The organism is Vagococcus fessus, from assembly GCF_003987565.1.
Lineage (GTDB): Bacteria > Bacillota > Bacilli > Lactobacillales > Vagococcaceae > Vagococcus_D > Vagococcus_D fessus.
On sequence record NZ_NGJY01000001.1, the window covers coordinates 275523 to 299107 of the forward strand.

Sequence of the window (23585 nt, forward strand, 5' to 3'; positions counted from 1 at the left end):
AAAGATGACGACCAACCGTAACCAAACAAGTTACTTAGCCAGCCTTGACGGGGTCAGAGCGTTAGCCATTATTTTAGTATTAGCTTATCATTTTAATATGTCCTTTTTTAAAGGTGGATTTATTGGTGTGGATATATTCTTCGTATTATCGGGTTACCTCATAACGAGTAAATTATTACAAGAATGGCAAACACATAAAGAAATTAATTTGAAAGTTTTTTGGATCAAACGAATTAGGCGTTTAATGCCAGCTGTTATTATTTTGATCAGTGTGACTCTACTTGTCTGTCTGATTTTATTCCCAGCCGTATTTAAAAAAAGTTGGCAAGATGGTGTTGCTTCACTATTCTATGTAAGTAACTGGTGGTATATAGTTAAAGAAATTCCGTACTTTGACTCATTTGGTATACCAAGTCCATTTAAGCATCTGTGGTCATTAGCAATTGAGGAACAATTTTATTTGATTTGGCCGTTAGTTTTTGTGGGTCTACTGAAAACTTTAAAGAAACGACAACATGTTCTTAAAGTCATATTAGGTTCTGCTTTAGTGTCAGCTGTATGGATGGCCTTTCTTTACTCACCAGAAAATATAGATCGTGTTTATTACGGAACAGATACACGTCTTTTGACATTAGCGGTGGGATGTAGTTTAGCTTTTGTTTGGCCGTATTATTATTTAGAATCGGGTATCAGTGAATTTGCTCGGAATGTTATCGATAGTGTTGGTATAGTTTCATTAGTGAGTTTGCTTGTGATAGCAACAACGGTGAGTGCGGGTCAGCCTTTCTTATACTATGGTGGCTTTTTATTAGTAGCGATTCTTTCAGGGCTATTATTGGGGACATTAGTACACCCCGATAGTCAAATGGGGTTGTTATTTTCGCATCCGTGGTTAGTTTGGTTAGGCAAGCGCTCGTATAGTATTTATTTGTGGCATTTTCCTGTCACAGTTTTAACAACACCGATTAAAACGAGTGGAACGTTACATCCAGTACTTATTGTATTGCAGATAGCATTGACAATGGTCTTAGCAATGGTATCCTATGAATGGTTAGAAGAGCCAGTTCGTCGTTTAGGATTCAAAGCGTATGCTGAGAAACTGAAAGATGGTTTAAATTATCGTTCAAAAAAATTAATGTATTGTTTACTGGCTATTGTAGGACTTAGCGGAGCTCTAACGATGGCATATGATTATTATGATTCAGGAAAAATTTTAGGCTATATAAAAGAGGTTACAGTACTTCCTAAAAAATCTGATGACAATCTGAAAGATGCTCAAAACAATGTTGAGATTCATAAAATGTTAGCTGTTGGGGATTCAATCATGCTAAGTCTTCAAAAAGAACTAGAAGAAGAAATACCTGGTATCAAAGTGGATGGTAAGATTAGCAGACAACTTTGGCAAGCAACGGATTTAATTAAGAAAAAATATAAAAATTATAATTCGGAAGATAGCCTTGTTGTTTTGGAATTGGGTACAAATAGTGAGTTTAAACAGGAACAATTAGATGAGTTGCTTGATCTTTTTGATAAAGCTCATGTTGTAGTTATCAATTCAAGAGTACCTAAGCCTTGGGAACAAATAGTTAATGACATGTTATTGACTGCGGCAAATAAAAGAGATAATGTCAGATTAATTGATTGGCATTCGATTGCGGTAGCAAATCCTCAATTATTAAACAGCGATGCTGTGCATCCTAATGAAGAAGGAATTCCGATTTACATTAAAATGATTACTGATAATCTTGAGGGGTATGATTTAAAGTTACCTGAGGTAAAAAAAGAAGTATCCGATCCTAAAAAAGATACAACTGATAATACAAAATAATAAAGACTTTCGACAAAAATCCCACGTTATAATAATAACGTGGGATTTTTGTAAAAAGAATAGAATTCTGTAAAATATTCTTGTTATCTGATTAGAGTATGAGATAATTAAAAAGTATAGATTTAGAAGTGGGGGAATGTTTGTGGAACTTTTTGAAAAATTCAAAAAGAATGATGGATTAAGACGATTTGCAGTATTGTTAGTTATTTTATTAGTACTATATTTGATTCGAGATATCATTAGTCTAATATTACTAACTTTTATTTTAACGTATCTTATCACTCGTGTTGTAAGTGTATTAAATAAGTGGATAAAATTACCTAAAAAAATATTGGCGATCATGCTTTATATATTAATAGTAGTATTTATGTATTTTTCGATTACAATTTATGTCCCAAGATTGATTAACCAAACGTTTTCAATGGTAGAATCTGTGATTAATTTTTATCAAAATCCTAAAACGGACAATAGTCTAGTGGAATGGTTAAGTAAGAAAATTAGTTTTTCAGAAATAACAGATCAATTAAAATCTGGTGCTAAGATGTTAGTGACGTATGTGACCAGTGTTGGGTCAATGGGTATGACATTCTTAATGTCCTTTATTTTAAGTTTCTTCTTCTGTTTAGAAGAAAACTGGGTTAAAGATTTTAGCAAAAGCTTTTTAACAAGTAAAATTGGCTGTTTTAGTCAAGATGTTGCTTACTTAGGTAAAAAATTCATCAATACATTTGGTGTAGTTCTAGAAGCACAATTTCTAATTGCCTTAGTGAATACAGCCTTAACAACGATTGGATTATCATTAATGGGCTTTCCGCAATTACTGAGTTTAGCGTTGATGATTTTCATCTTTAGTTTGATTCCTGTAGCGGGAGTAATCATTTCATGTATTCCATTAGCTTTAATCGGCTATACAGTCGGTGGAATTCAAGATGTTGTTTATGTGTTAATTATGATTGCAGTGATTCATATGTTTGAATCATACTTCTTAAATCCTAAACTAATGAGTAGTAAAACCGATCTACCAGTATTTTACATCTTCATTATTTTAATGTTCTCAGAACACTTTTTCGGAGTGTGGGGACTTGTGATTGGAATTCCAGTATTTGTGTTCTTACTCGATTTATTGGATGTGAAATCGTCTGATCGACAAAAATTACCAAAATTACCGATTTCTAAAAACTAGCGCAAGCTAGTTTTTTTATTTTATGGCATTATAGACTAGAAGCTTAATGTCTTTAGTAGTAGAATAAACATAGGTTAAATAGAGAGAAAGAAAGGTGATTGTTTGAAACTAAAAGAAATACAAATGACGAAACAATTGACATTTATTATGGCGATTGTGTGTGGTATCTCGATAGCGAGTCTATATTACATTCAGCCATTGGAAGGCTTAGTAGCAAAAGAAATTGGAGTGGATGTTGCTAAGATCGGTTTGGCCCCTACATTAAGTCAGATGGGGTACGCTTTAGGTCTATTATTCATAGTACCACTAGGAGATATCTTTGAACGTAAGAAACTTATCATGACGATGTTGTCTATCGTTGCAGTCGTATTATTTATTACAGGATCAACAAGCAATTATTTAGTATTAATGATTTTAATGTTATTGATTGGGTTATCTTCGATTGTACCGCAACTTATTATTCCATTTGCAGGTCAGTTAGCAAAACCGGAAGAACGTGGTTCTGTTTTAGGAATTGTCACAGGAGGACTCTTGATTGGGATTTTATTATCACGTACATTTAGTGGATTAGTTGGAGATGCCTTTGGTTGGCGCGTCGTTTATTTTGCAGGTGTTGTGTTAGCTTTAGTCTTAATAGTACTAGTTTGGTTCATGTTCCCAAGAAATACGCCGGTTTCTCAAATGAGTTATGCCGAATTAATGACATCACTTCCGCGCTTATTTATGACACAACGTGTTGTAAGAGAAAGTGCATTTAATGGTTTCTTTGCCTTTGGTGCCTTCAGTATTTTCTGGTCAACTTTGATTTTCTATATGGAGAGTCCAGCCTATAATTTAGGCTCAAAAGAAGTTGGGTATTTTGGGCTTGTTGGTGTTATTGGATCGGCTGCATCTGTCTTAATGGGACGTGTCGCTGATAAAAAAGGAGCACGCTTTGGTGTTGGTATCGGTTCTTTTATCGCGATGTTATCTTTCCTTGTGTTATGGATTTTTGGCTCAAGCATTGCTGGTCTTGTCGTAGGGTTAACGTTGTTAGATTTCGGAACATCAACTACTCAAGTATCAAATCAATCGCGTATCCAGTCGTTAGGTGATGAGAATAGAAGTCGTAATAATACGATTTACATGTTTTCTTTCTTTGTAGGAGGAGCAAGTGGGTCATTATTAGGCTCATTCGCTTGGCAATTAGCAGGATGGACAGGTGTCTGTCTACTTGGAATGGTTTATGGTTTAATTGCAATTATAGGTCATCATATTATTTATAAACCTGTTTCAAAATAAGTAGGTTATGAAAAGGGTCTCACAATACTGTGAGGCTTTTTGATTATAAAAAATGTTCAAAAAATAATACTTATCACTTGATATATGAAATATATTTCTGTATCATTAAGAGGTTCTAGCAAAAAGGAAAGAGGGTATGATATGTCTTTAATAATAAATAAAATGAAAGCACAAAAAGGGTACGTTTTTATGTCGTTACTCCTTACTATTGTGATTGTTGCCTCGCAATTATGGCAACCGAAATTACTTGAAAATGTTATCAACGCTGTATCAATGGATGACAAAGACAAGATTATGTCATTAGGAATTAAGCTATTAATCATTGCATCAATTGGCTTACTTGCTGGTGTCTTAAATACTGTGATAGCAGCACGTGTTGCACGTGATGTGTCTGCAGATATTCGTAAAGACGGATTTGAGAAAATTCAAACTTTCTCATTCAGTAATATTGAACAATTTTCAACAGGTAACTTAGTGGTACGTTTAACTAACGATATCACTCAAATTCAGAACTTAGTGATGATGATGTTACAAACATTATTACGTATTCCGATTTTATTTATCGGGAGTTTTATCCTAGCTATGATGACAATTCCTCAATTATGGTGGGTCATTATTGCACTTGTTGTCTTAGTATTTGTTACCGTAATGGGACTATTCGGTATCATGGGCAAACATTTTGGAATGATTCAACGTTTCTTAGACCGTGTTAACGGAATCGCGAAAGAAAACTTAGCCGGAATGCGTGTGGTTAAATCATTCGTACAAGAAGAAAACGAAACAGAACGTTTTTCAGATGTTAGTGGAAACTTAACAAAGCACACGATTATTGTAGGACGTTTGTTCTCAGTTATGGTGCCAACATTCACACTGATTTCAAGTTTAGCTATGGCGTTAACTATTTTCTTCTCAGCTGATTTAGCTAAAGATAATTTAGAAATTATTGGTAAAGTAAATTCATTTATTAACTACTTAATGCAAATCATGATGTCAATTATCATCGGTGGTATGATGACAATGATGGCGTCACGTGCGTTTGTATCATTAGGACGTATGAAAGAAATCTTAAACACAGAAGCAGATATTACATTTGATGATGAAAATGGCGAAGAAATCCAAAATGGTGATGTTGCATTCAATAACGTGACATTCCAATATGTAGGAGACGAACGTCCATCATTAGAAAATATTACATTCAACGCAAAACACGGAGAAGTTGTTGGGGTAGTCGGAGCGACAGGTTCTGGTAAATCAACACTGGCTCAAATGATTGCGCGTATGTATGATCCAACTGAAGGATCAATTGAGATTGGTCATGTTGATCTTAAAAAGACGAAAAAAGAAGATTTACGTGAGTCTGTAGCGTTAGTTTTACAGAAAGCTATTTTATTCTCTGGTACGATTGCAGAAAACTTACGTCATGGTAAAAAAGATGCCACATGTGAAGACATGGAAAAAGCGTCTAAGATTGCTCAAGCCAAAGAATTCATCGACCGTCAAACAAATGGTTACATGGGTGATGTTGAAGAACGTGGAGCTAACTTCTCAGGAGGTCAGAAACAACGTTTATCTATCTCTCGTGGTGTTATTGGAAAACCTAAAGTATTAGTTCTAGATGATAGTACAAGTGCCTTAGATGCCAAATCAGAGAAGCTTGTAAAAGAAGCGTTAGCAAGTCAATTAAACGATACAACAACATTTATCATTGCTCAAAAAATCTCATCAGTGGTACAAGCCGATAAGATTTTAGTTTTAGATGATGGTAAATTAGTAGCAGAGGGAACTCATAAAGAATTAGTTGAGTCTAGCCCAATTTACCGTGAAATTTACGATACTCAAAAAGGGAAAGAGGTGGAGTAGTATGAACAAAAAAAATAGTATTCCAGGCTTTTTCTGGACGTATCTAAAAGCATTTAAGTTACAACTCTTCATCATTATCATTGCGATTATCGCATCGACATGGTTACAAGTTCATACAACAAGCTTCATCGGAGATGCGATTAAAGAATTAGCAACATATGCCTTTACGTATACCCAACTTGGTGATGCAGATAAATCACCATTTATCAAAGTCATCCAGTTATTAATCATGATGTATGTTATGAACTGGGTCGCAATGTTCATCCAAAATATGTTGATGGCGGGTGTGACTGGTAATTCTACAAATAACATGCGTATCTCATTATTTAAAAAGATGGAACGCATGACAATCAAATTCTTTGATAGTCATCAAGATGGAGAAATTTTAAGTCGTTTTACAAGTGATTTAGATAATATTTCTAACACAATGAACCAAGCGTTAATTCAAGTGCTTACCAACTTTTCAATGATGATTGGTGTTCTGATTATGATGTTCCAAAAAAATGTGAAAATGACATGGGTAACATTAGGTATAGCACCAGTTGCGATTATCGTAGCGATTGTTATTATCCGTCAGGCACGTAAAAATGTGAACATCCAACAAGATAGTATTGGTGAATTAAATGCTTATATTGACGAACGTATTTCAGGTCAAAAAGTAATCATCACCAATGGTTTAGAAGAAGAAACAATTGAAGGTTTTGATGTTTTAAATGACAAAGTTAAGAAATCAACTTTTAAAGGTCAAGTTTACTCAGGTTTACTTTTCCCAACAATGCAAGGATTATCCGTTTTAAATACAGCAATCGTGATTTTCTTTGGTAGTATGTTAGTGTTAGACGGTACGATGGATAGAGCGACAGGTTTAGCCTTAATCGTAACATTCATTATGTATTCACAACAATTCTACATGCCATTAACACAAATCTCATCACAATTTAGCATGTTGCAATTAGCCTTTACAGGCGCTCGTCGTTTGAATGAAGTCTTCGCAGAAGATGATGAATTTGAACGTGAGAATGTTTCAAATATTACTGGTTTAGACGAGTCAATCGAGCTTAAAAATGTTGATTTCTCATATAATCCAGATAAACCCATTCTTAAAAACATCAACATCAAAGCGAACAAAGGTCAGATGGTTGCCTTAGTTGGACCAACAGGTTCAGGTAAAACAACAATTATGAATCTATTAAATCGTTTCTATAACGTAGACGGTGGCGAAATCTTACTTGATGGTCAAGACATCCGTGATATTTCATTACCAAGCTTACGTTCTCAAATCGGTATCGTGTTACAAGAGTCAGTGTTATTTAGCGGAACAATCCGTGATAATATCGTCTTTGGTAAACCTGATGCGACAGAGGAAGAGATGATTGATGCAGCGAAACAAGCCAACATTCATGACTTTATCATGAGCTTAGAAGACGGCTATGATACAAAAGTAAGCGATGAAAATAACATCTTCAGTGTGGGTCAAAAACAATTAATCAGTATTGCCCGTACGATTATTACTAATCCAGATTTATTAATCTTGGATGAAGCAACATCAAACGTAGATACTGTAACGGAAAGTCGTATCCAAAAAGCAATGGAAAACATCATTGCTGGACGTACAAGTTTCGTAATTGCACACAGACTGAAAACAATCCTTAACGCTGACTTTATCGTGGTGTTACACCAGGGTGAAATTATCGAAGAAGGAACTCACGAAGAACTACTTAAACAAGGTGGGTTCTACGCAGAGTTGTACCACAACCAATTCGTATTTGAATAGGAAGAATAAAATTAAAGCACATGCTAGTGATAAACTAGCATGTGCTTTTTTAATACGTAATATAATCATAGTGAACTTTTTCTATATCTAAAAATAAACATAAATAAATCACAAAAAACACAATCTTAGGATTTATTTAGCATGTTACAATACATAAATAGGATTTTAATCCGTATCGCAAATAAAGATAGGAGTTTTAATTATGAAGAAATTAGTAGTCATAACGGTGTTAGTTTTACTTAGTAGTGTTGCATTTTTTAGTGTCAGTACTCATTTTAATGCTAAAAAAGAAGCAAATCCAAAGGAAAAGGACTCAGCTTTAACAGTGACCTATTATGACTTAGAACCTATCGCAAGTCCAACTCTTGTCCAAGTAATGAAAAATTCTGCCACACAAGAGACAGCTAAATTAACGAAGAATTTGACTAGTTTTGATTCCTCTGGTCATAAGGATGAGATTTACTATGTAGCCCCTGATACTTTAACTGAACATAGTTCGTTTTTGAAAAGTCCTAACAAAAAGAATTCAGTTGATATAGATAGAGGGAATGGTGTAACAGAAAATAGTATTACGGATTATGATGTTGATTTTGATGCGAAAAAAGAAGGAAAGTATTACTATTATGTCCCATTATTTGTCGAAACTTCTAAAAAAAATCAATTGACCTCTTTTGATATTGTCAATCACCAGGTTAATACCACCTATCATGCAGATCCTTCTCTTAGTGAAGAACGGTCTGTTCAAGGAGTGTATACAGAATATTTAGTAGGCTTTGAAATACCATATGATGAGGTGAAAAACCACCTATTAGATATCACGCTCCAGTTAACGATAGGTAATGACTTGCTGACACAGTCGGTAAAATCCAAAGCATAGAAAGGAGTCCATAATGATTTCGAAACAAACCGTCTTAATGACCACTTTTTTCTTAGTCTTTACAACGTATTTGTTTCTTTTTTCAATTGTGAGTGATGAGCGTTCATTTTATACTTCCTATGAGGAGTATTATTCCAGCGAAAACGTTTCCTACCCAAAAGTAGGGTTAAACGAGGAAGTCTGGCAGACGCTGTCAAATGATAAAGCTAATTTGAAAGAAGCAAATTTTTCAGGTTTTAACTGGGCATTAGATTACTCCTTTCTTCTTCCTGGAAAGTATAGGGATAGTCTTACACTGTCTTCTGGTCATTTTTTTAAACCGAGTGAGCGAGAAGATAGTGTTGTAATAGGAAAAGACGTGTTTAAATTATTGTCAAAAGAAGAACGAAGTAGAGGTAAAGTCAAACTAGATAATGAGTGGGTCCCAATTGTAGGTGTATTAGCTAAAAGTCCGTTTGATGCAAATGTATTTCTAAATCCAGCCTCTCCTCATTTTTTAAAGAAGTATTTATCTGGTGTGACCGGCCTTTCTATGACACGATACAAACAGGATAAGAAATGGCAACAGATAGTAGACAAAGTAAAAATACCTGAATCAGATAGTGGGTTTCGCTCGCCCAGTTATAGTTTAACGAGAGATGAATTTGAACAAGGCAGTCATCGTTTTGATCTCTTTTATCTCGAATTACTTCTCGTCAGTAGTCTTTCAGTTATGATGCAGTTTTATCAACGTCTGGATGCATGGCGATTGGAATTAGCTATTAGAAAACTTGTAGGGGCAAGCGAAGCCCGCTTGGTTTGGGATACGTTTCAAAAATACCTAAAAACAATGACCTTGAGTTTTATACTGAGTTTAGTTGTTGTACTTAGTGGCACTAAATTCATGGAAAAAAGTCTACCCTTTACTTTTCAGTCTGCATTATTAGGGAGTACTCAGGTGACAGGTGTCTTTATCGTTATGGTTTTATTTTTCTTTTCATTAAGTGTGGTATCAGTCAAAATTATGACGGTCTCACAGTTACTTAGGGAGGTGCGAGATGTCTAAGTATCGGCTCCTAATCTGGAATGAATTGACAAGCTATCTTGTAATTAAAGGAGGCATCATTTTACTCATCTTGTTATCCGTTGTGATGTCTCTTGATTTTATTCAAGGTGAACGCAACTATCTCAAATCAGACATTTTTTCTTCTTCAACAAGTGAGCACATGCTTGAAGTGGTCTATGGGGGATGGGAGGAGGATACTGCTCTTAATCCTTATCCCATTATTAAAGCACTTGAAAAAGCGTCAGGTGTATCCGCTAGATATAAAGGGGGGGATGCGACCTTTTTTGCAAAAGAGAAAGACTGGAAGGTCAAACAAGTTAATCCTCCATTAACGTATGACAATAACTCCTATGCTATGCCTAATCAAGTGATTGTTAATGAACAAGGTTTAAAAGAGTGGCCTATCAAGATAATAAAAGGAAAAAGTTTGAAATCGAGCGATTTCACGGCAAAAAAAGAGGATAGAGGACTATTATTAAATAGTGATTTTCAAGCCTATTACAAGGTAGGTCAAACGTTTAATTTAAGTTGGTTAAGAGAAACAAAACCTAATGACCTTCAAATGGAGAATCTTCCATTTACCATACGTGGTTTTTTCGAAAAGTTACCTGAAACGTCTGACACACCAAGTCCGGAATTGATAGTCCCATTATTTTTTGAAACACTACCCCAAAATAAAATTATACAATATGATTTAAGCCATTATTATTTCCCTCTTGAAAAACGTGACCTTACAGCCTATCACCTTGATAAAGTCATCAGAGATAATCTGACTGGAACGGGGTACACAAGAGTGACTGTTCAAGACAAAAGGCAATACGAAGATTCTGAGAAGACTTTTTTCAAAGATAAGGCGGTAGTTTTGGGCTATGAGTCTGTTTTATTTATGCTATTTACGTTATTACAAGTCATGGTGGTTTCGGCCTTGTTAATTAGAAAAAGAATGCGAACCTATCGTATTTTTTATGCGACAGGTTTAGATAAAAAGAGTTTATTCTTAGGGATTATACTAGCGTACAGTTTTTTATTTATTATTATGCTGCTGTTATTATATTTACTGCAAGTCTACTACCTTCAACATGAATGGGAGTTAAAAAGTATCGTAATAGGACTTGGATTTTGGGTGGTGACGTATCTCTTAATCGTGAGTATGACCTGTATGAAACAATTAAAAAAAGAACGGATGGTGATAACGTGACAAAGGTAATCTATCAGTTAAATCAGGTCATTAAAACCTATCAAGATGGTGAAAATCAGTCATTTAATGTTCTTGATATCGAGGCATTTACGTGTTTAGAAGGGGAATTTGTTGCGATAGTTGGAGAAAGTGGCAGTGGGAAAAGTACGTTGTTAAATGTCCTTGGCGTTCTTGATGGATTTGAAAGTGGTGAGGTGAAGCTTGCAGGAAAGAGTACCGGTAAGCTGAGTGATAAAGAAAAAGCACGGCTTAGAAGTCAAAAAATAGGCTTCGTTTTGCAAAATTTTGGTTTAGTGGATGATTTTACAGTCAAAGAAAATATCATGTTGCCTGTTTCTTATTTACCAAAAAACGAACGCAACGCTTGTCGTGAGCGCTTAGATGATTTGGCAGAGGAATTAGGGATTACCGCATTATTAAAAAAATTACCGAAAAAGTTATCTGGAGGACAAAAGCAACGGGTAGCGATTGCTAGAGCTTTGATTAATGATCCTGCCATTATTTTGGCAGATGAGCCAACTGGGAATTTAGATGTGGTTAATTCTGAACAAGTGATGCTTATATTAAAGGCAAAACAACTAGAAGGTAAGACTATTTTATTAGTGACACACGATGAACAATCAGCCCAAAGATGCGATAGAGTGGTTCGATTGGTGGATGGAAAGATTTTTTCTAGCTAATTATTTTTAGCAGTAGAAACTGGTTAAAAAATTTAAGTATTGACATTCTTGTTTTTTCAAAGTAAACTGCGTATTATATTAAATCATACAGAAAAGAGGGATTTTCATGAGACAACTATCATTAACGACAAACGAGCAAAGACAATCTTGGCAAAGCTGGCGTAGATAGTTGTATGTATGACAATCCGTTCATAGATACAACTTTAGAGTACATTCTAAACTTGTATCTATGTGGCTAACTATAGCGTTTTTTACCGACCACATAGAGGATATCTATGTGGTTTTTTGCATTTATTTGGCGACTTAATGGTTTATTAAGGGCGTATTCTAAGGCAATGACCGTATATAAGGTCATTGCCTTTTTGTATATAAAAAAATAAGAAATGGGGAAACAAAAATGAAAAATAGAGGATTAATAGCACTAGTACTAATTATTTTAGGGGTACTAGCTAGTCAATTTATTACTGGAAAACAAGAGATGTCACAAGAGAAAGAGACCACTGTTCAAATGAAGACAGTAGGTGTTTTGCAGTATGTGAGCCATCCCGCATTAGATGAGATATACCGTGGGGTACAAGATGGTCTAAAAGAAAAAGGCTATGAAGAGAACAAGAATCTAAAATTGGTTTTTCAAAATGGACAAGCCGATCAAAGTAAACTGGCAACAATGAGTCAGCAGCTCCTTGAAAAAGACTCGGATGTTTTAGTAGGTATTGCCACACCCGCAGCACAGGCATTAGCCAATACAACAAAAGAAGTACCACTCGTACTAGGCGCAGTAACCGATCCCAAAGCAGCTCACTTAGTCATGGATAACGAAAAACCAGGCGGAAATATTACAGGTGTCAGCGATCAATCGCCTGTTGATGCTCAATTAGATTTAGCAGTTGAACTCTTACCAAAAGCTAAAACAATTGGGGTGTTATACTCATCAGCTGAGGATAACTCAGCTTATCAAGCAAAACGTGTTGAAGAAGAAGGGAAGAAAAGAGGCTTAACCGTTAAAACGTACCCTGTTCCATCAAGTAATCAAATTGCACAGATGGTCCAAGTAATGACATCAGAGGTCGATATGATTTATTTGCCGACAGATAATGTGATTGCCAATGCTATGGAGATGGTAGTTGATGGTGCTAATAAAAAATCTATTCCAATCATACCTTCCGTGGATACGATGGTAGAACAAGGTGGTTTAGCGACAGTAGGGATAAATCAATATGAGATAGGTCGTCAAACCGGAAAAATGGTGGGCGATATATTAGACGGAAAATCTAAACCAGAAAGCACACCGATTTATACATTTACGACAGGAGATGTGATTGTGAATGAACAACAGGCTGAAAAATTAGGGGTGACGATTCCAAAAGATGTATTAGAGAAGGCTAAAAAAACGAAATAGAAAAGAGGAATAGAGATGATTGTATCAACAATAGGACAAGGATTAATGTGGGGAATTTTAGGAGTAGGAATATTTATGACGTACCGTATTCTTAATTTCCCAGATATGACAACAGAAGGGTCATACCCCTTAGGTGCGGCTGTTTGTGTGATGGGGATAACGCAAGGGGTATCACCGATAGTTGCCACTCTTTTAGGTGTTTTGGCAGGTATGATAGCAGGTCTTATAACAGGCTTACTTTATACTAAGGGTAAAATACCAATTATTCTATCAGGTATCTTAGTGATGTCAGGTTTGAATTCTGTTATTTTATACATTATGAAATCACCGAGTTTATCGTTATTAAATCAAAAGAAATTACACGACTCAGTCAATGTTCTAAGCTTACCTCCTTATTTTGATACAGTGGTTATAGGCGGGGGTGCGGTTATCGTAATCGTGACATTAGTAGGAGTATTCTTTCATACAACACTGGGTCAAGCTTACGTTGCAACAGGAGATAACGAAGTGATGGCTCGTTCATTTGGTATCAATACAGATCGAATGAAAATACTTGGGTTAACCGTGTCAAATGGTATCATCGCATTGTCCGGCGCGTTACTTGCTCAAAACGACGGGTATGCCAGTGTTGATAAAGGAATTGGTGTTATTGTAATAGGACTTGCTTCAATTATTATAGGTGAAGTTTTATTTGGTCAATTAACCCTAATCGAACGATTAGTCGCGATTGTAATGGGGAGTATTTTATACCAACTTCTTATTTTATTAGTCATCAAACTAGGCTTTAACACCAACTATTTAAAATTAATTTCGGCGATTATCCTAGCCATGTGCTTGATGATGCCACAAATTAGAACACGATTATTTGGTCGATTAACATTAAAAAAGGTGGGAAACTAAATGGCAGTAGCAGTAGTGGAAATTAAAGACGGTGTAAAATGTTTAGATAATGATGGCATGGAGAATCGTTTAATCATGGACCATTTGAATTTAACCGTAAAACCTGGTGAGTTTATCACGGTATTAGGAGGAAATGGTGCTGGAAAATCAACACTTTTTAATAGTATTGCAGGAAATCTAACCTTAAGTTCAGGCGATATTTTTATGAAGGGTCAAAACGTGACACATCAAAAAGAAGAACAACGTTCGAATTATTTGGCACGGGTTTTTCAAGACCCAAAGATGGGCACAGCGCCTCGCATGACCGTAGCAGAGAATTTGTTAGTTGCGTTAGATAGAGGAAAAAGACGAGGATTTAAGCGTCGTAAATTAAAAGAAAATAAAGTTTATTTTGAGGAATTATGTTGTTTAACGGGAAATGGATTGGAAAAACATTTAGATACACCTGTCGGACAGTTATCAGGAGGACAAAGACAAGCCTTAAGTTTACTAATGGCAACCATGACTAAACCAGATTTGTTGTTACTTGATGAGCATACCGCTGCACTTGATCCAAAGACTGCTAAGCAAATCATGACCTTGACTCAAAAACAGATTGAAGACCATGAGTTAACCTGTTTAATGATTACTCATCGTATGGAAGATGCTTTGGTTTATGGCAATCGTTTGATTGTCTTAGAAAAAGGGAAAGTAGTTTTAGATTTAACTAAAGAAGAGAAGGAAAACGTAACGTTAACGGATTTATTAGAGTTGTTTGAAGGGAAATAAAAAATCAGCTGAGATTAGTCTCAGCTGGTTTTGTTTATTCTGAACGTAAAGCGGTAACTGGGTCTTTTTTAGAAGCCATTTTAGCAGGAATTGCGCCACCAATCATCGTTAAAACAACACTAATTAAGATTAAGATACCCGCGTGTACTGGGTTTAATTGTGCGACATTTTCTAAGTCTGCTAAATTTAAGAAGACTTTGTTAATCGGTATAGTTAAAAGATAGGTGATAGCAATACCAAGCGAGCCAGAGAAAAGGCCAACAATGAACGTTTCAGCATTAAACACCCGTGTCACATCTTTCTTACGCGCACCAAGAGAACGAAGGACACCAATTTCTTTAGTACGTTCTAGCACAGAGATGTAGATGATAATCCCAATCATAATCATGGATACGAGTAAGGATACACCGGCAAAGGCAATTAAGACGATGGTAATACCGTCCATAATATTACCAGTTAAATCAACCATCATAGCGGCTAAATCTGTGTATATAATTTTCTCTTTTTCTTTTTTACCTTTGTTCCATTTATCGAGATAAGTGATGACTTTATCTTTTGACTCAAAATTTTTAGGATGAATATCAATACCAACTGGCATTTCTGTTGCACCAAGTTGTGCTAAGATTTGAGCCTTTGTAACGAGTGTCGGAGTTGGCACCTTTTCTTCTGGTCGGAAACGAGAGCTTTCTTTTTCTGGCGCTTTATCATCACCAAAAGGTTGGCCTGTCAGAATATTATAGTCTGTTTTCTTTTGTGCTTTCACAACATTAGAATCTAAAGCTTCTTTTATAACAGATTGAGCTAAGATATCACTGTAAACAATCCCTTCAGGAAGGGTTGAAATGGAAGCATCTTCTTTAATTCGAATGACTGAACTAATTGTAAGTTCCGTGTTGTTTTTGTTATCTTTTAGTTCTTTTAAGTCCTCTTTAGAGGATTTGTTTTTGTAGAGTTCACCTTGCTCTTGATACAGGTCATTGTTATGAATTAATTGATATTTTTTACCTATAATGTCATCAAAGTCAATTGGGTTTAATTTATCCAGTTTGAAACCAAGTTCAGTTAAAACTGTAGTTGGCATTTTATTCGATTCATCGACAATTAAGGCTAATTCCGTTTCATCCTGTGGGAATTGACCAGCTAGTACGTCGTAGTTTGTTTCTAGGTAAGTCGTATCGAATGTTTTTTTCTTTGTAGGATAACTAGAGAACGGTAAGCTACTTGTATTAATCAATTTAGGTTCTGTAGCAGTAGGGTCTAATAGTGATAGATTAAGCTGACGTGTGTAGTTAATTCCCTCTACTAAATCACGGTCTAATTTATCAATATATGTCAGATACTCGTCAGATAATTTATTTTTGTGTTGAACTGTTTCTTCTTCTAAATCAACAGGAAAGAGCTGTTTTTTATATGTAAATTCTTTTGTGCCAGCTTTAGTCGAATCAGGTCGTTTATGCATACTTTGCATTTGAGTCCCAATTGTAATGGGGTAATTAGCAAGCGAGCCTTTTTCAAAATCACCCACTTGTTTGTTAAAACCGTTAGATAAAGATAGGACGAGAGCTATTCCTATAATCCCAATACTTGAAGCAAAGGCAGTTAGGCCGGTACGCCATTTTTTGGTAATAATATTATTACCAGACAATTTTAAAGCGGTGAAAAAACTCATACTCGTTTTTTTAGGTTTGTATTTACGACGAGTAGGAGAGGGCTCATAAGGGTTACTATCTGATAAGACCTGTCCATCAGAAAAGCGAATGATACGGTCAGCATAAGCTTCAGCTAATTCTGGATTATGGGTGACCATCAAGACTAGTTTGTCTTTAGAGATAGATTGAATAAGTTCCATAATTTGTTCACTTGTATGAGTGTCTAATGCACCAGTTGGCTCATCAGCTAAGATGACCTCAGGATTGTTAGCTAGAGAACGAGCAATTGCCACACGTTGCATCTGACCACCAGATAATTGGTTAGGTTTCTTAGTCACATGGTCGGATAATCCAACTTGTTCCAGTACTTCTAAGGCCTTTTGTTGTTTTACCTTTTTACGAACACCAGATAATGTCATGCCCATCTCAACGTTGTCTGCAACAGAAAGGTGAGAAATTAAATTGTAGCTTTGAAAGATGAAGCCGACGCTGTTATTACGGTAAGCATCCCAATCGCCATCTTTAAATTCTTTAGTACTGGTTCCTTGGATTAGTAAGTCGCCTGAGTCATAACGGTCAAGTCCGCCGATAATATTAAGTAAGGTTGTTTTACCTGAGCCACTAGGGCCAAGTATGGCTACAAATTCATTTTTTCTAAAGGTTAAACTCACATCATCTAAAGCAAGTTGATGAAAGTCACCTGTTATATATTCTTTTTTTAAGTGCTGTAATTCAATCATAGAAAGCCTCCTCTTTACTGCTTATATTGTAACATGGGACTTTAAACTGTATGTTAACAAAACACTTAATAGTGAGTTGATATTTGTGGTATAGTATTTAATTATCTAGGTGTAAAGGAGAGACGTATGGTTAAGATACTAGTAGCAGAAGATGATTTAGAACTTAAAAATTTATATACAGAAGTGTTATCTGGTGTGGGCTATGATGTCATAGCGGCAACCAATGGTAAAGAAGCTTTAAAAGAATTGGAAAGAAATCGAATAGACCTTGTGATTTCAGATGTCATGATGCCGGAAATAGATGGGTTAGAATTAACAGAAGCCATTCGTTTATCTAATAAAACGATTCCGATTTTAATGATTTCAGCGAAAGATACCTTTAGGGATAAAGAAGCTGGTTTTATGGTAGGAACAGATGACTATATGGTAAAACCAGTTGATATTAACGAGATGTTACTTAGAGTGAAGGCGTTATTGCGTCGCGCTCAGATTTTAACAGATCAACAAATGACCATAGGTGAAACTGTCTTAGCATTAGATGAGCTGAAAGTCATGTGGCAAGGGCATAGACTGATTTTGCCTCAAAAAGAGTTTTTACTGTTATATAAACTAGCGTCCTCGCAAAATAAAATATTCACGCGCCAACAACTAATGGATGATATTTGGGGGTTGAACTCTGAGACAGACCCTCGAACAGTTGATGTCCATATTAACCGATTACGAGATAAATTAGCAGATAATCCTGATTTAACTATTAAAACCATTAGGGGGCTAGGGTATAAGTTAGGAGAAAGAGATGCATAAAAAACACCCCGTTAAGATGATTTTAGCGTTCTCTATCAGTGTGTTCATCATTGTGAGTCTGACTACTCTTTTAGTCGGTTCGGCTATGTATTATTTAATCAAACATGATTATTTAAGTGGCTACAATCATTTGGCTGTTATTGCAGTACTGTGCTTATCGAGTATTTTTATAAGTACAATCGTGGCACATATCTTAGGACGATGGTTATTTTCATCTTTCGCTGTATTAAATAGAGCGACAAAAGAAGTGGCTCAGGGCGATTTTTCAATTCGTATTGAAGAAGACAATTGGATAGACGAAGTAGCAGGTTTATCACAAAATTTTAACATTATGGTCAGTGAGTTAGGTAAGATAGATAACATGAGACAGGAGTTTATTGCTAACATCTCTCATGAATTAAAGACACCGATTGCGGCAATTGACGGTTATGCCTCTTTATTAAAGACATCAGGATTAAGTGAAGAGAAAAAAGCCGATTATATTGAACGTATTGTCGTGAGTGCGAGACGTTTAAATTCATTATCTAGTGATATTTTATATATGTCAAAATTAGATAATCAAGAAATCAAAGAGAAAGAAACTGTCTTCTCACTTTCTGAAGAAGTTAGACAAGTGCTATTGTTGTTAGAAGGCTGCTGGTCTGAGAAAGAAATCGAGTTAGACATCAAGATAGACGATGTAGAGATGAAAGGGAATAAAGAACTCTTGCAACACGTTTGGCAAAATATTTTGAGTAATGCGATTAAATTCTCTAATAAAGGTGGTAAGATAACAGTCTGTTTGAAAAAAGAAGCTGATAAAATAACATTCTTGGTTAAAGATGAAGGCTGTGGGATGACACCAGAAGAAATCGAACGGGCTACGGAAAAATTCTACCAAGGAGATAGCTCTAGAAGTAACCAAGGTGCAGGGCTTGGACTTGCAATGGTTAGCCGTATTGTAGAGATAGTTGAAGGTCATATGGTAATCCAAAGTGAAAAAGAACAAGGAACAACGGTTAAGATAGAACTGTTTGAAAGACAATAATTACCATAATATAATTATGGTAAACTAAAGAGCATGGGAGATAATTTCTAAAAAATAATTATTGAAAACGGTTGCCTTTTAAAAATGGTGTGATATAATAATTTCAAAGCAACAAACATAGCACAGGATTGTAACTGATTCGATCAGGCATAACCTACTTTAATCGACTACTTGCGTGGTTTATTAAAGTAGGTTTTTTTATTGGAAAGGAGGTTGACGATGAGGTTTCTTAAAAAAATTAATAATAATGTTGCTTTTGCTAACGATGAAGATGGAACAGGTTATATTGTTTTAGGAAAAGGTATTGGCTTTTCATTAAAAGAAGGAGATAGTATTCCTGATGATAGGATTGATCGTCGGTATATTTTAAAGGATGACGAGGGTGACAATCAAGACCTTAAGGTATTACAAGAAATGCCTTCTGATATTGTTGCAATTACAAGCAAGGTGAGTGATCTTGCGAAAACTAAATTAAATATCGATTTTGATAATGCTCATTATCTGATTTTGGCAGATCATATTGATTTTGCTATTAAAAGACAGGAACAAGGGATTGAGTATCCTGTATTAAATTACTGGGAACTGAGGAAAATACATCCTGATGAGTTCAAATTGGCAGGTGAAGCTTTAAGTTTAATAAATGATACGCTTACTCAGAAATTAGATGATTCAGAACTTGAATTTTTAACAAATCATTTTGTAAATGCTTCTAATAAAGATAGTACATTAAGTGACACTGTACATGTCATTAAATTGATTAAACAAATTGTTAAATTAGTAGAGTATCAATTTCAAATGTCGCTGGATCCAAATCATTTTGCTCATGGTAAATTTGTTAATCATTTAAGGTATTTTATGTTACGCAAATTATACAGTCAGTCTTATGCGGATGAAATGGATGAGGATCTAGTACAAATGTATAAAATGAAGTACCCTGAAGAGTATCAGATGGCTGAAAAAATATCAGATTTTCTGTATATGAAAGAGGGATGGACAATATCGATAGAAGAAAAAATCTATCTAACCGTTCATTTGAAACGAATAAAATCAATATAGTCACTATTTGGCTTGTAACTGATTCGATCAGGCATTACTGAATAATGAATATAAGTGTAGGCCCATTAGGTGGCCTTGCTTATTTTCATTATTCTTTTTTTATAAAAAAATTTAAGGAGTGAGAAAATTGTCAAAGTTTAAAGAGACTGCAACTCAAGTTGTTGAGGCTATCGGAGGTAAAGAAAATGTGGTAAATGCATGGCATTGCGTTACACGTTTACGTTTTAATCTAAAAGATAAAAATAATATACCGGTAGATAAAATCAAAAAAATTCCAGGTGTTATGGGGGCACAATTCTCAGGAGACCAATTCCAAGTTATTATTGGAAATACAGTTGCGGATGTTTTTGAAGAAGTAGAATCAATTGTCGGTAACTCAGGTAGTAATGAAAAAACTAATACGGATGAAGGATTCTTATCGAAGCTATTTGATATTATTTCAGCGATTTTCACACCTATTGTCCCCGCATTAGCAGGAACTGGACTTCTTAAAGGTTTTATAGCGTTAGCAGTTATTTTTGGTTGGACGACAGCTGATAGTACTTCTTATCAAGTTTTGTACGGCCTAGCGGATTCAGTTTTATATTTCCTACCGTTCTTATTAGCTGTATCTACAGCTCGTAAATTTAGAACAAGTGAATACCTTGCTTTAGCATTGGCGGGAGCAATGATGTATCCAACTTATTTAAATGCTGCGCAACAAGCGATGCAAGCTAGTTTTACAGGTGGTGAAGCTCCAGCTCCATGGCATATGTTTGGTATTATTCCATTGCCATTAGTAAGTTATGCAAGTTCAGTATTACCTATTATTTTTTCAGTAGTTGTTTTAAAATATGTGGTTAATTGGATTAAGAAATGGATGCCAGGTAGTTTGACTCTAATGTTTACTCCGATGGTTGCTTTACTAATAACTTTCCCAATTGCTATGGTAATTATTGGGCCAATTGGAACGTATGCTGGTAATTTTGTAGGTGACGGTATTGCGTGGTTATTCGAAGTAGGAGGACCTTTCGCAGGCCTTATCTTGGGGGCGACATTCCCATTGTTAGTTATCACAGGGATGCACTATTCTTTAGCTCCGATTTCTTTAACGAGCTATGCAAAAAATGGGTTTGAAAATGTTGTTACTCCAATCAATTCTGTTACAAATATGGCTCAGTCTGGTTCAGCTTTTGCGGTAGCTTTAAGAACTAAAGATTCATCAATGCGTCAGATTGCTGTATCATCAGGTATTTCAGCTTCAATTGGTATTACTGAACCAGCAATGTATGGTGTCAATTTGAAACTTAAACGACCATTCTATGCTTCACTAGCTGGTGGTGGTATTGCTGGTGGCTTCTCAACATTTATGAATTTAAAAGCTTATGGTGGAGGCGGGATGCCTGGTTTATTCTCTATTCCTGCATTTATCAATGATAAAGATACTATGAATGTGATTTGGTTTATTGTTGCTTTGGCATTAAGTTGGGCATTATCATTTATTTTCACATTAGTTTTAGGGTTTGATGAAGAAATAGAAAAAGATGAAGTAGTTCAAGAGTCACCTGTAGTAGCAGTCAATTCTATTGAAAATAATCGTATTTTCTCACCATTAAACGGTGAAATTATCCCATTAAATCAAGTAGCCGATGAAACATTTGCTCAAGAATTAGTAGGAAAAGGGATTGCCATTATTCCATCAGATAATCAAGTAGTAGCGCCAATTTCAGGTGTTGTTAAAATTTTCCCTGAATCTAAACATGCTATTGGTATTTTAGGAGATAATGGAGTGGAAGTATTAGTACATATTGGGATTGATACGATAGAATTAGGTGGAGAAGGTTTTAATTTAGACGTCACTGTAGATTCTCATATTGAAAAAGGGCAAGTTTTAGGGACTGTAGATTTTGATGAGTTAAGAGCTAAAGGCGTGGATGTAACAACTATGGTAATAGTTACTAACACTGCCAATTATACTGATGTTTCGCCTGCCCAGGATAATGGGGTAATCTATAAGGAAGAAGAAATTGTACATATCATATAATTAATAACAAAATGAGGAGGAATTTATTATGACAACGAATTTAACATTTCCAAAAGGATTTTTATGGGGCGGTGCTACAGCTGCTAACCAATGTGAAGGAGCTTACAATGTCGACGGTAAAGGCTTAACTATTGCAGATATTTCACCTGGTGGTAAACATCGTTTAGATTTATTAATGTCAGGAGAGCTTCCTTTAGAAATTAATGAGGAAAAATACACGTACCCAAATCATGCAGGTATTGATTTTTATAACCGTTTTGAAGAAGATATTGCGTTGTTTGCGGAAATGGGATTTAAAACGTTCCGTATGTCAATCTCATGGGCACGAATTTTCCCTAATGGTGATGATAAAACACCTAATGAAGCAGGACTAGCTCATTATGATAAAGTGATCGATACGTTATTAAAATATAATATTGAACCAACCATTACAATGTCGCATTATGAAACACCTCTTAATTTAGTGAAGAACTATGGAGGATGGAAGAACCGTGAGTTAATTGCTCTATTTGAAAACTACGCCCGTACTATTTTAGAAAGATATCATACAAAAGTGACATACTGGATGACATTTAATGAAATTAATACAGGTGTATTTGGGTCATTTTTTACAACAGCAATGAGAAATGCTACAGAGCAAGATAATTTCCAAGCGTTACATAATCAATTTGTTTCTAGCTCTTTAGCAACAAAAATTGCTCATGAGTTAAATCCAGAACTTAAAGTAGGGTGTATGAGTATCTATGCGACGATGTATGCTTATGACTGTAATCCAGACACTGTCATGGCGAAAGAAAAACAAAATCGTTTATTCAACTATTTCTGTAACGATATTCAAGTACGTGGCGAATACCCAAGTTACGCGTTAGCCTATTTCAAAGAAAAAGGAATTGAATTAGAAATTGCTGAAGGTGAGTTAGAGTTATTAAAAGCTCACACTGTTGATTATTTATCATTTAGCTACTACATGTCATCTGCGTTTAGTACAGATCCTGAATTAACAAAATCATCTGGTAATTTCTTCGGTGGAACTAAAAACCCATTCTTGAAAGCCAGTGAGTGGGGATGGGAGATTGACCCAGTTGGTTTAAGAATTGCTTTAAATGATTTATACGGTCGTTATGGTGTGCCGTTATACATCTCTGAAAATGGCTTAGGTGCTATTGATACAGTAGAAGCTGACGGGACTATTAATGATACTTACCGTATTGATTATTTAGAAAAACATATTACAGAGATGGCAAAAGCAATTAATGAAGATGGTGTTGATTTAATTGCGTACACGCCATGGGGCTGTATTGATTTAGTAAGTGCTTCTACAGGTGAAATGAGTAAACGTTATGGCTTTATCTATGTTGATTTAGATGATGAGGGTAACGGAACAATGGAGCGTTCTAAGAAAGCATCTTTTGATTGGTACAAAAATGTTATTGAAAAAAATGGTTTATAATACATAAAAAAACGAGGCCTAAAGGTCTCGTTTTTTATAAAAG

At 35.3% G+C, this 23585-nt stretch carries 18 protein-coding genes; 17 read left to right on the forward strand and 1 reads right to left on the reverse strand.

Annotated elements, in window-relative coordinates:
* Positions 1–4: 4 nt before the first annotated feature.
* The 12 genes from CBF31_RS01425 to CBF31_RS01480 all read left to right on the forward strand — a co-directional run bounded on the left by CBF31_RS01425 (position 5) and on the right by CBF31_RS01480 (position 14793).
* A complete protein-coding gene (locus CBF31_RS01425; protein WP_126830234.1) occupies positions 5–1828 on the forward strand; it encodes an acyltransferase family protein in 1824 nt (607 codons plus the stop codon).
* 136 nt (positions 1829–1964) lie between these two features.
* Positions 1965–3011 carry an AI-2E family transporter gene (locus tag CBF31_RS01430; protein ID WP_425469933.1) on the forward strand — a complete coding sequence of 349 codons (1047 nt, stop codon included), beginning with the start codon at positions 1965–1967 and terminating at the stop codon, positions 3009–3011.
* A 123-nt stretch (positions 3012–3134) separates the two neighbouring features.
* A complete protein-coding gene (locus CBF31_RS01435) occupies positions 3135–4292 on the forward strand; it encodes an MFS transporter (RefSeq protein WP_126830238.1) in 1158 nt (385 codons plus the stop codon).
* A gap of 141 nt (positions 4293–4433) precedes the next feature.
* The gene (locus CBF31_RS01440) at positions 4434–6152 is read left to right on the forward strand and encodes an ABC transporter ATP-binding protein (protein ID WP_126830240.1); all 1719 of its coding nucleotides are present in this window, start codon (positions 4434–4436) and stop codon (positions 6150–6152) included.
* Between the two features lies 1 nt (position 6153).
* Positions 6154–7926, forward strand: coding sequence for an ABC transporter ATP-binding protein (locus CBF31_RS01445; protein ID WP_126830242.1), 1773 nt, complete (start codon positions 6154–6156; stop codon positions 7924–7926).
* Positions 7927–8128: 202 nt separating this feature from the next.
* Positions 8129–8803 (forward strand): hypothetical protein, encoded by a 675-nt coding sequence (locus CBF31_RS01450; RefSeq protein ID WP_126830244.1) that lies wholly within the window; start codon positions 8129–8131, stop codon positions 8801–8803.
* Between the two features lie 13 nt (positions 8804–8816).
* Complete coding sequence (locus tag CBF31_RS01455; protein WP_126830246.1) at positions 8817–9848, forward strand: ABC transporter permease; 1032 nt, start codon at positions 8817–8819, stop codon at positions 9846–9848.
* Complete coding sequence (locus CBF31_RS01460; protein WP_126830248.1) at positions 9841–11046, forward strand: ABC transporter permease; 1206 nt, start codon at positions 9841–9843, stop codon at positions 11044–11046. The genes CBF31_RS01455 and CBF31_RS01460 overlap by 8 nt, the downstream gene beginning before the upstream one ends.
* Positions 11043–11726, forward strand: a complete 684-nt coding sequence (locus tag CBF31_RS01465) for an ABC transporter ATP-binding protein (protein WP_126830250.1) — start codon at positions 11043–11045, stop codon at positions 11724–11726. Before CBF31_RS01460 ends, CBF31_RS01465 begins: the two co-directional genes overlap by 4 nt.
* A 397-nt stretch (positions 11727–12123) precedes the next feature.
* The gene (gene trpX, locus CBF31_RS01470) at positions 12124–13125 is read left to right on the forward strand and encodes a tryptophan ABC transporter substrate-binding protein (protein ID WP_126830252.1); all 1002 of its coding nucleotides are present in this window, start codon (positions 12124–12126) and stop codon (positions 13123–13125) included.
* A 15-nt stretch (positions 13126–13140) separates the two neighbouring features.
* Positions 13141–14025 carry an ABC transporter permease gene (locus CBF31_RS01475; protein ID WP_126830254.1) on the forward strand — a complete coding sequence of 295 codons (885 nt, stop codon included), beginning with the start codon at positions 13141–13143 and terminating at the stop codon, positions 14023–14025.
* Positions 14026–14793 (forward strand): ABC transporter ATP-binding protein, encoded by a 768-nt coding sequence (locus tag CBF31_RS01480; protein ID WP_126830256.1) that lies wholly within the window; start codon positions 14026–14028, stop codon positions 14791–14793.
* A 34-nt stretch (positions 14794–14827) separates the two neighbouring features.
* Here the strand turns inward: CBF31_RS01480 and CBF31_RS01485 are convergent, their stop codons facing one another.
* On the reverse strand, positions 14828–17182 hold the full coding sequence (locus CBF31_RS01485) for an ABC transporter ATP-binding protein/permease (protein ID WP_126830258.1): 2355 nt from the start codon (positions 17180–17182) through the stop codon (positions 14828–14830).
* 126 nt (positions 17183–17308) lie between these two features.
* Between CBF31_RS01485 and CBF31_RS01490 the strand changes: the two genes are divergently transcribed.
* The 5 genes from CBF31_RS01490 to CBF31_RS01510 all read left to right on the forward strand — a co-directional run bounded on the left by CBF31_RS01490 (position 17309) and on the right by CBF31_RS01510 (position 23542).
* The gene (locus CBF31_RS01490; RefSeq protein ID WP_126830260.1) at positions 17309–17986 is read left to right on the forward strand and encodes a response regulator transcription factor; all 678 of its coding nucleotides are present in this window, start codon (positions 17309–17311) and stop codon (positions 17984–17986) included.
* Positions 17979–19013, forward strand: coding sequence for a sensor histidine kinase (locus tag CBF31_RS01495; protein ID WP_126830262.1), 1035 nt, complete (start codon positions 17979–17981; stop codon positions 19011–19013). The genes CBF31_RS01490 and CBF31_RS01495 overlap by 8 nt, the downstream gene beginning before the upstream one ends.
* 219 nt (positions 19014–19232) lie before the next feature.
* Entirely contained in the window at positions 19233–20069 is an 837-nt protein-coding gene (locus tag CBF31_RS01500; protein WP_126830264.1) for a PRD domain-containing protein, read from the forward strand.
* A gap of 127 nt (positions 20070–20196) precedes the next feature.
* Positions 20197–22092, forward strand: coding sequence for a beta-glucoside-specific PTS transporter subunit IIABC (locus CBF31_RS01505; RefSeq protein ID WP_170167835.1), 1896 nt, complete (start codon positions 20197–20199; stop codon positions 22090–22092).
* A gap of 28 nt (positions 22093–22120) precedes the next feature.
* Positions 22121–23542, forward strand: a complete 1422-nt coding sequence (locus CBF31_RS01510; RefSeq protein ID WP_126830268.1) for a glycoside hydrolase family 1 protein — start codon at positions 22121–22123, stop codon at positions 23540–23542.
* The last annotated feature ends 43 nt before the right edge of the window (positions 23543–23585 follow it).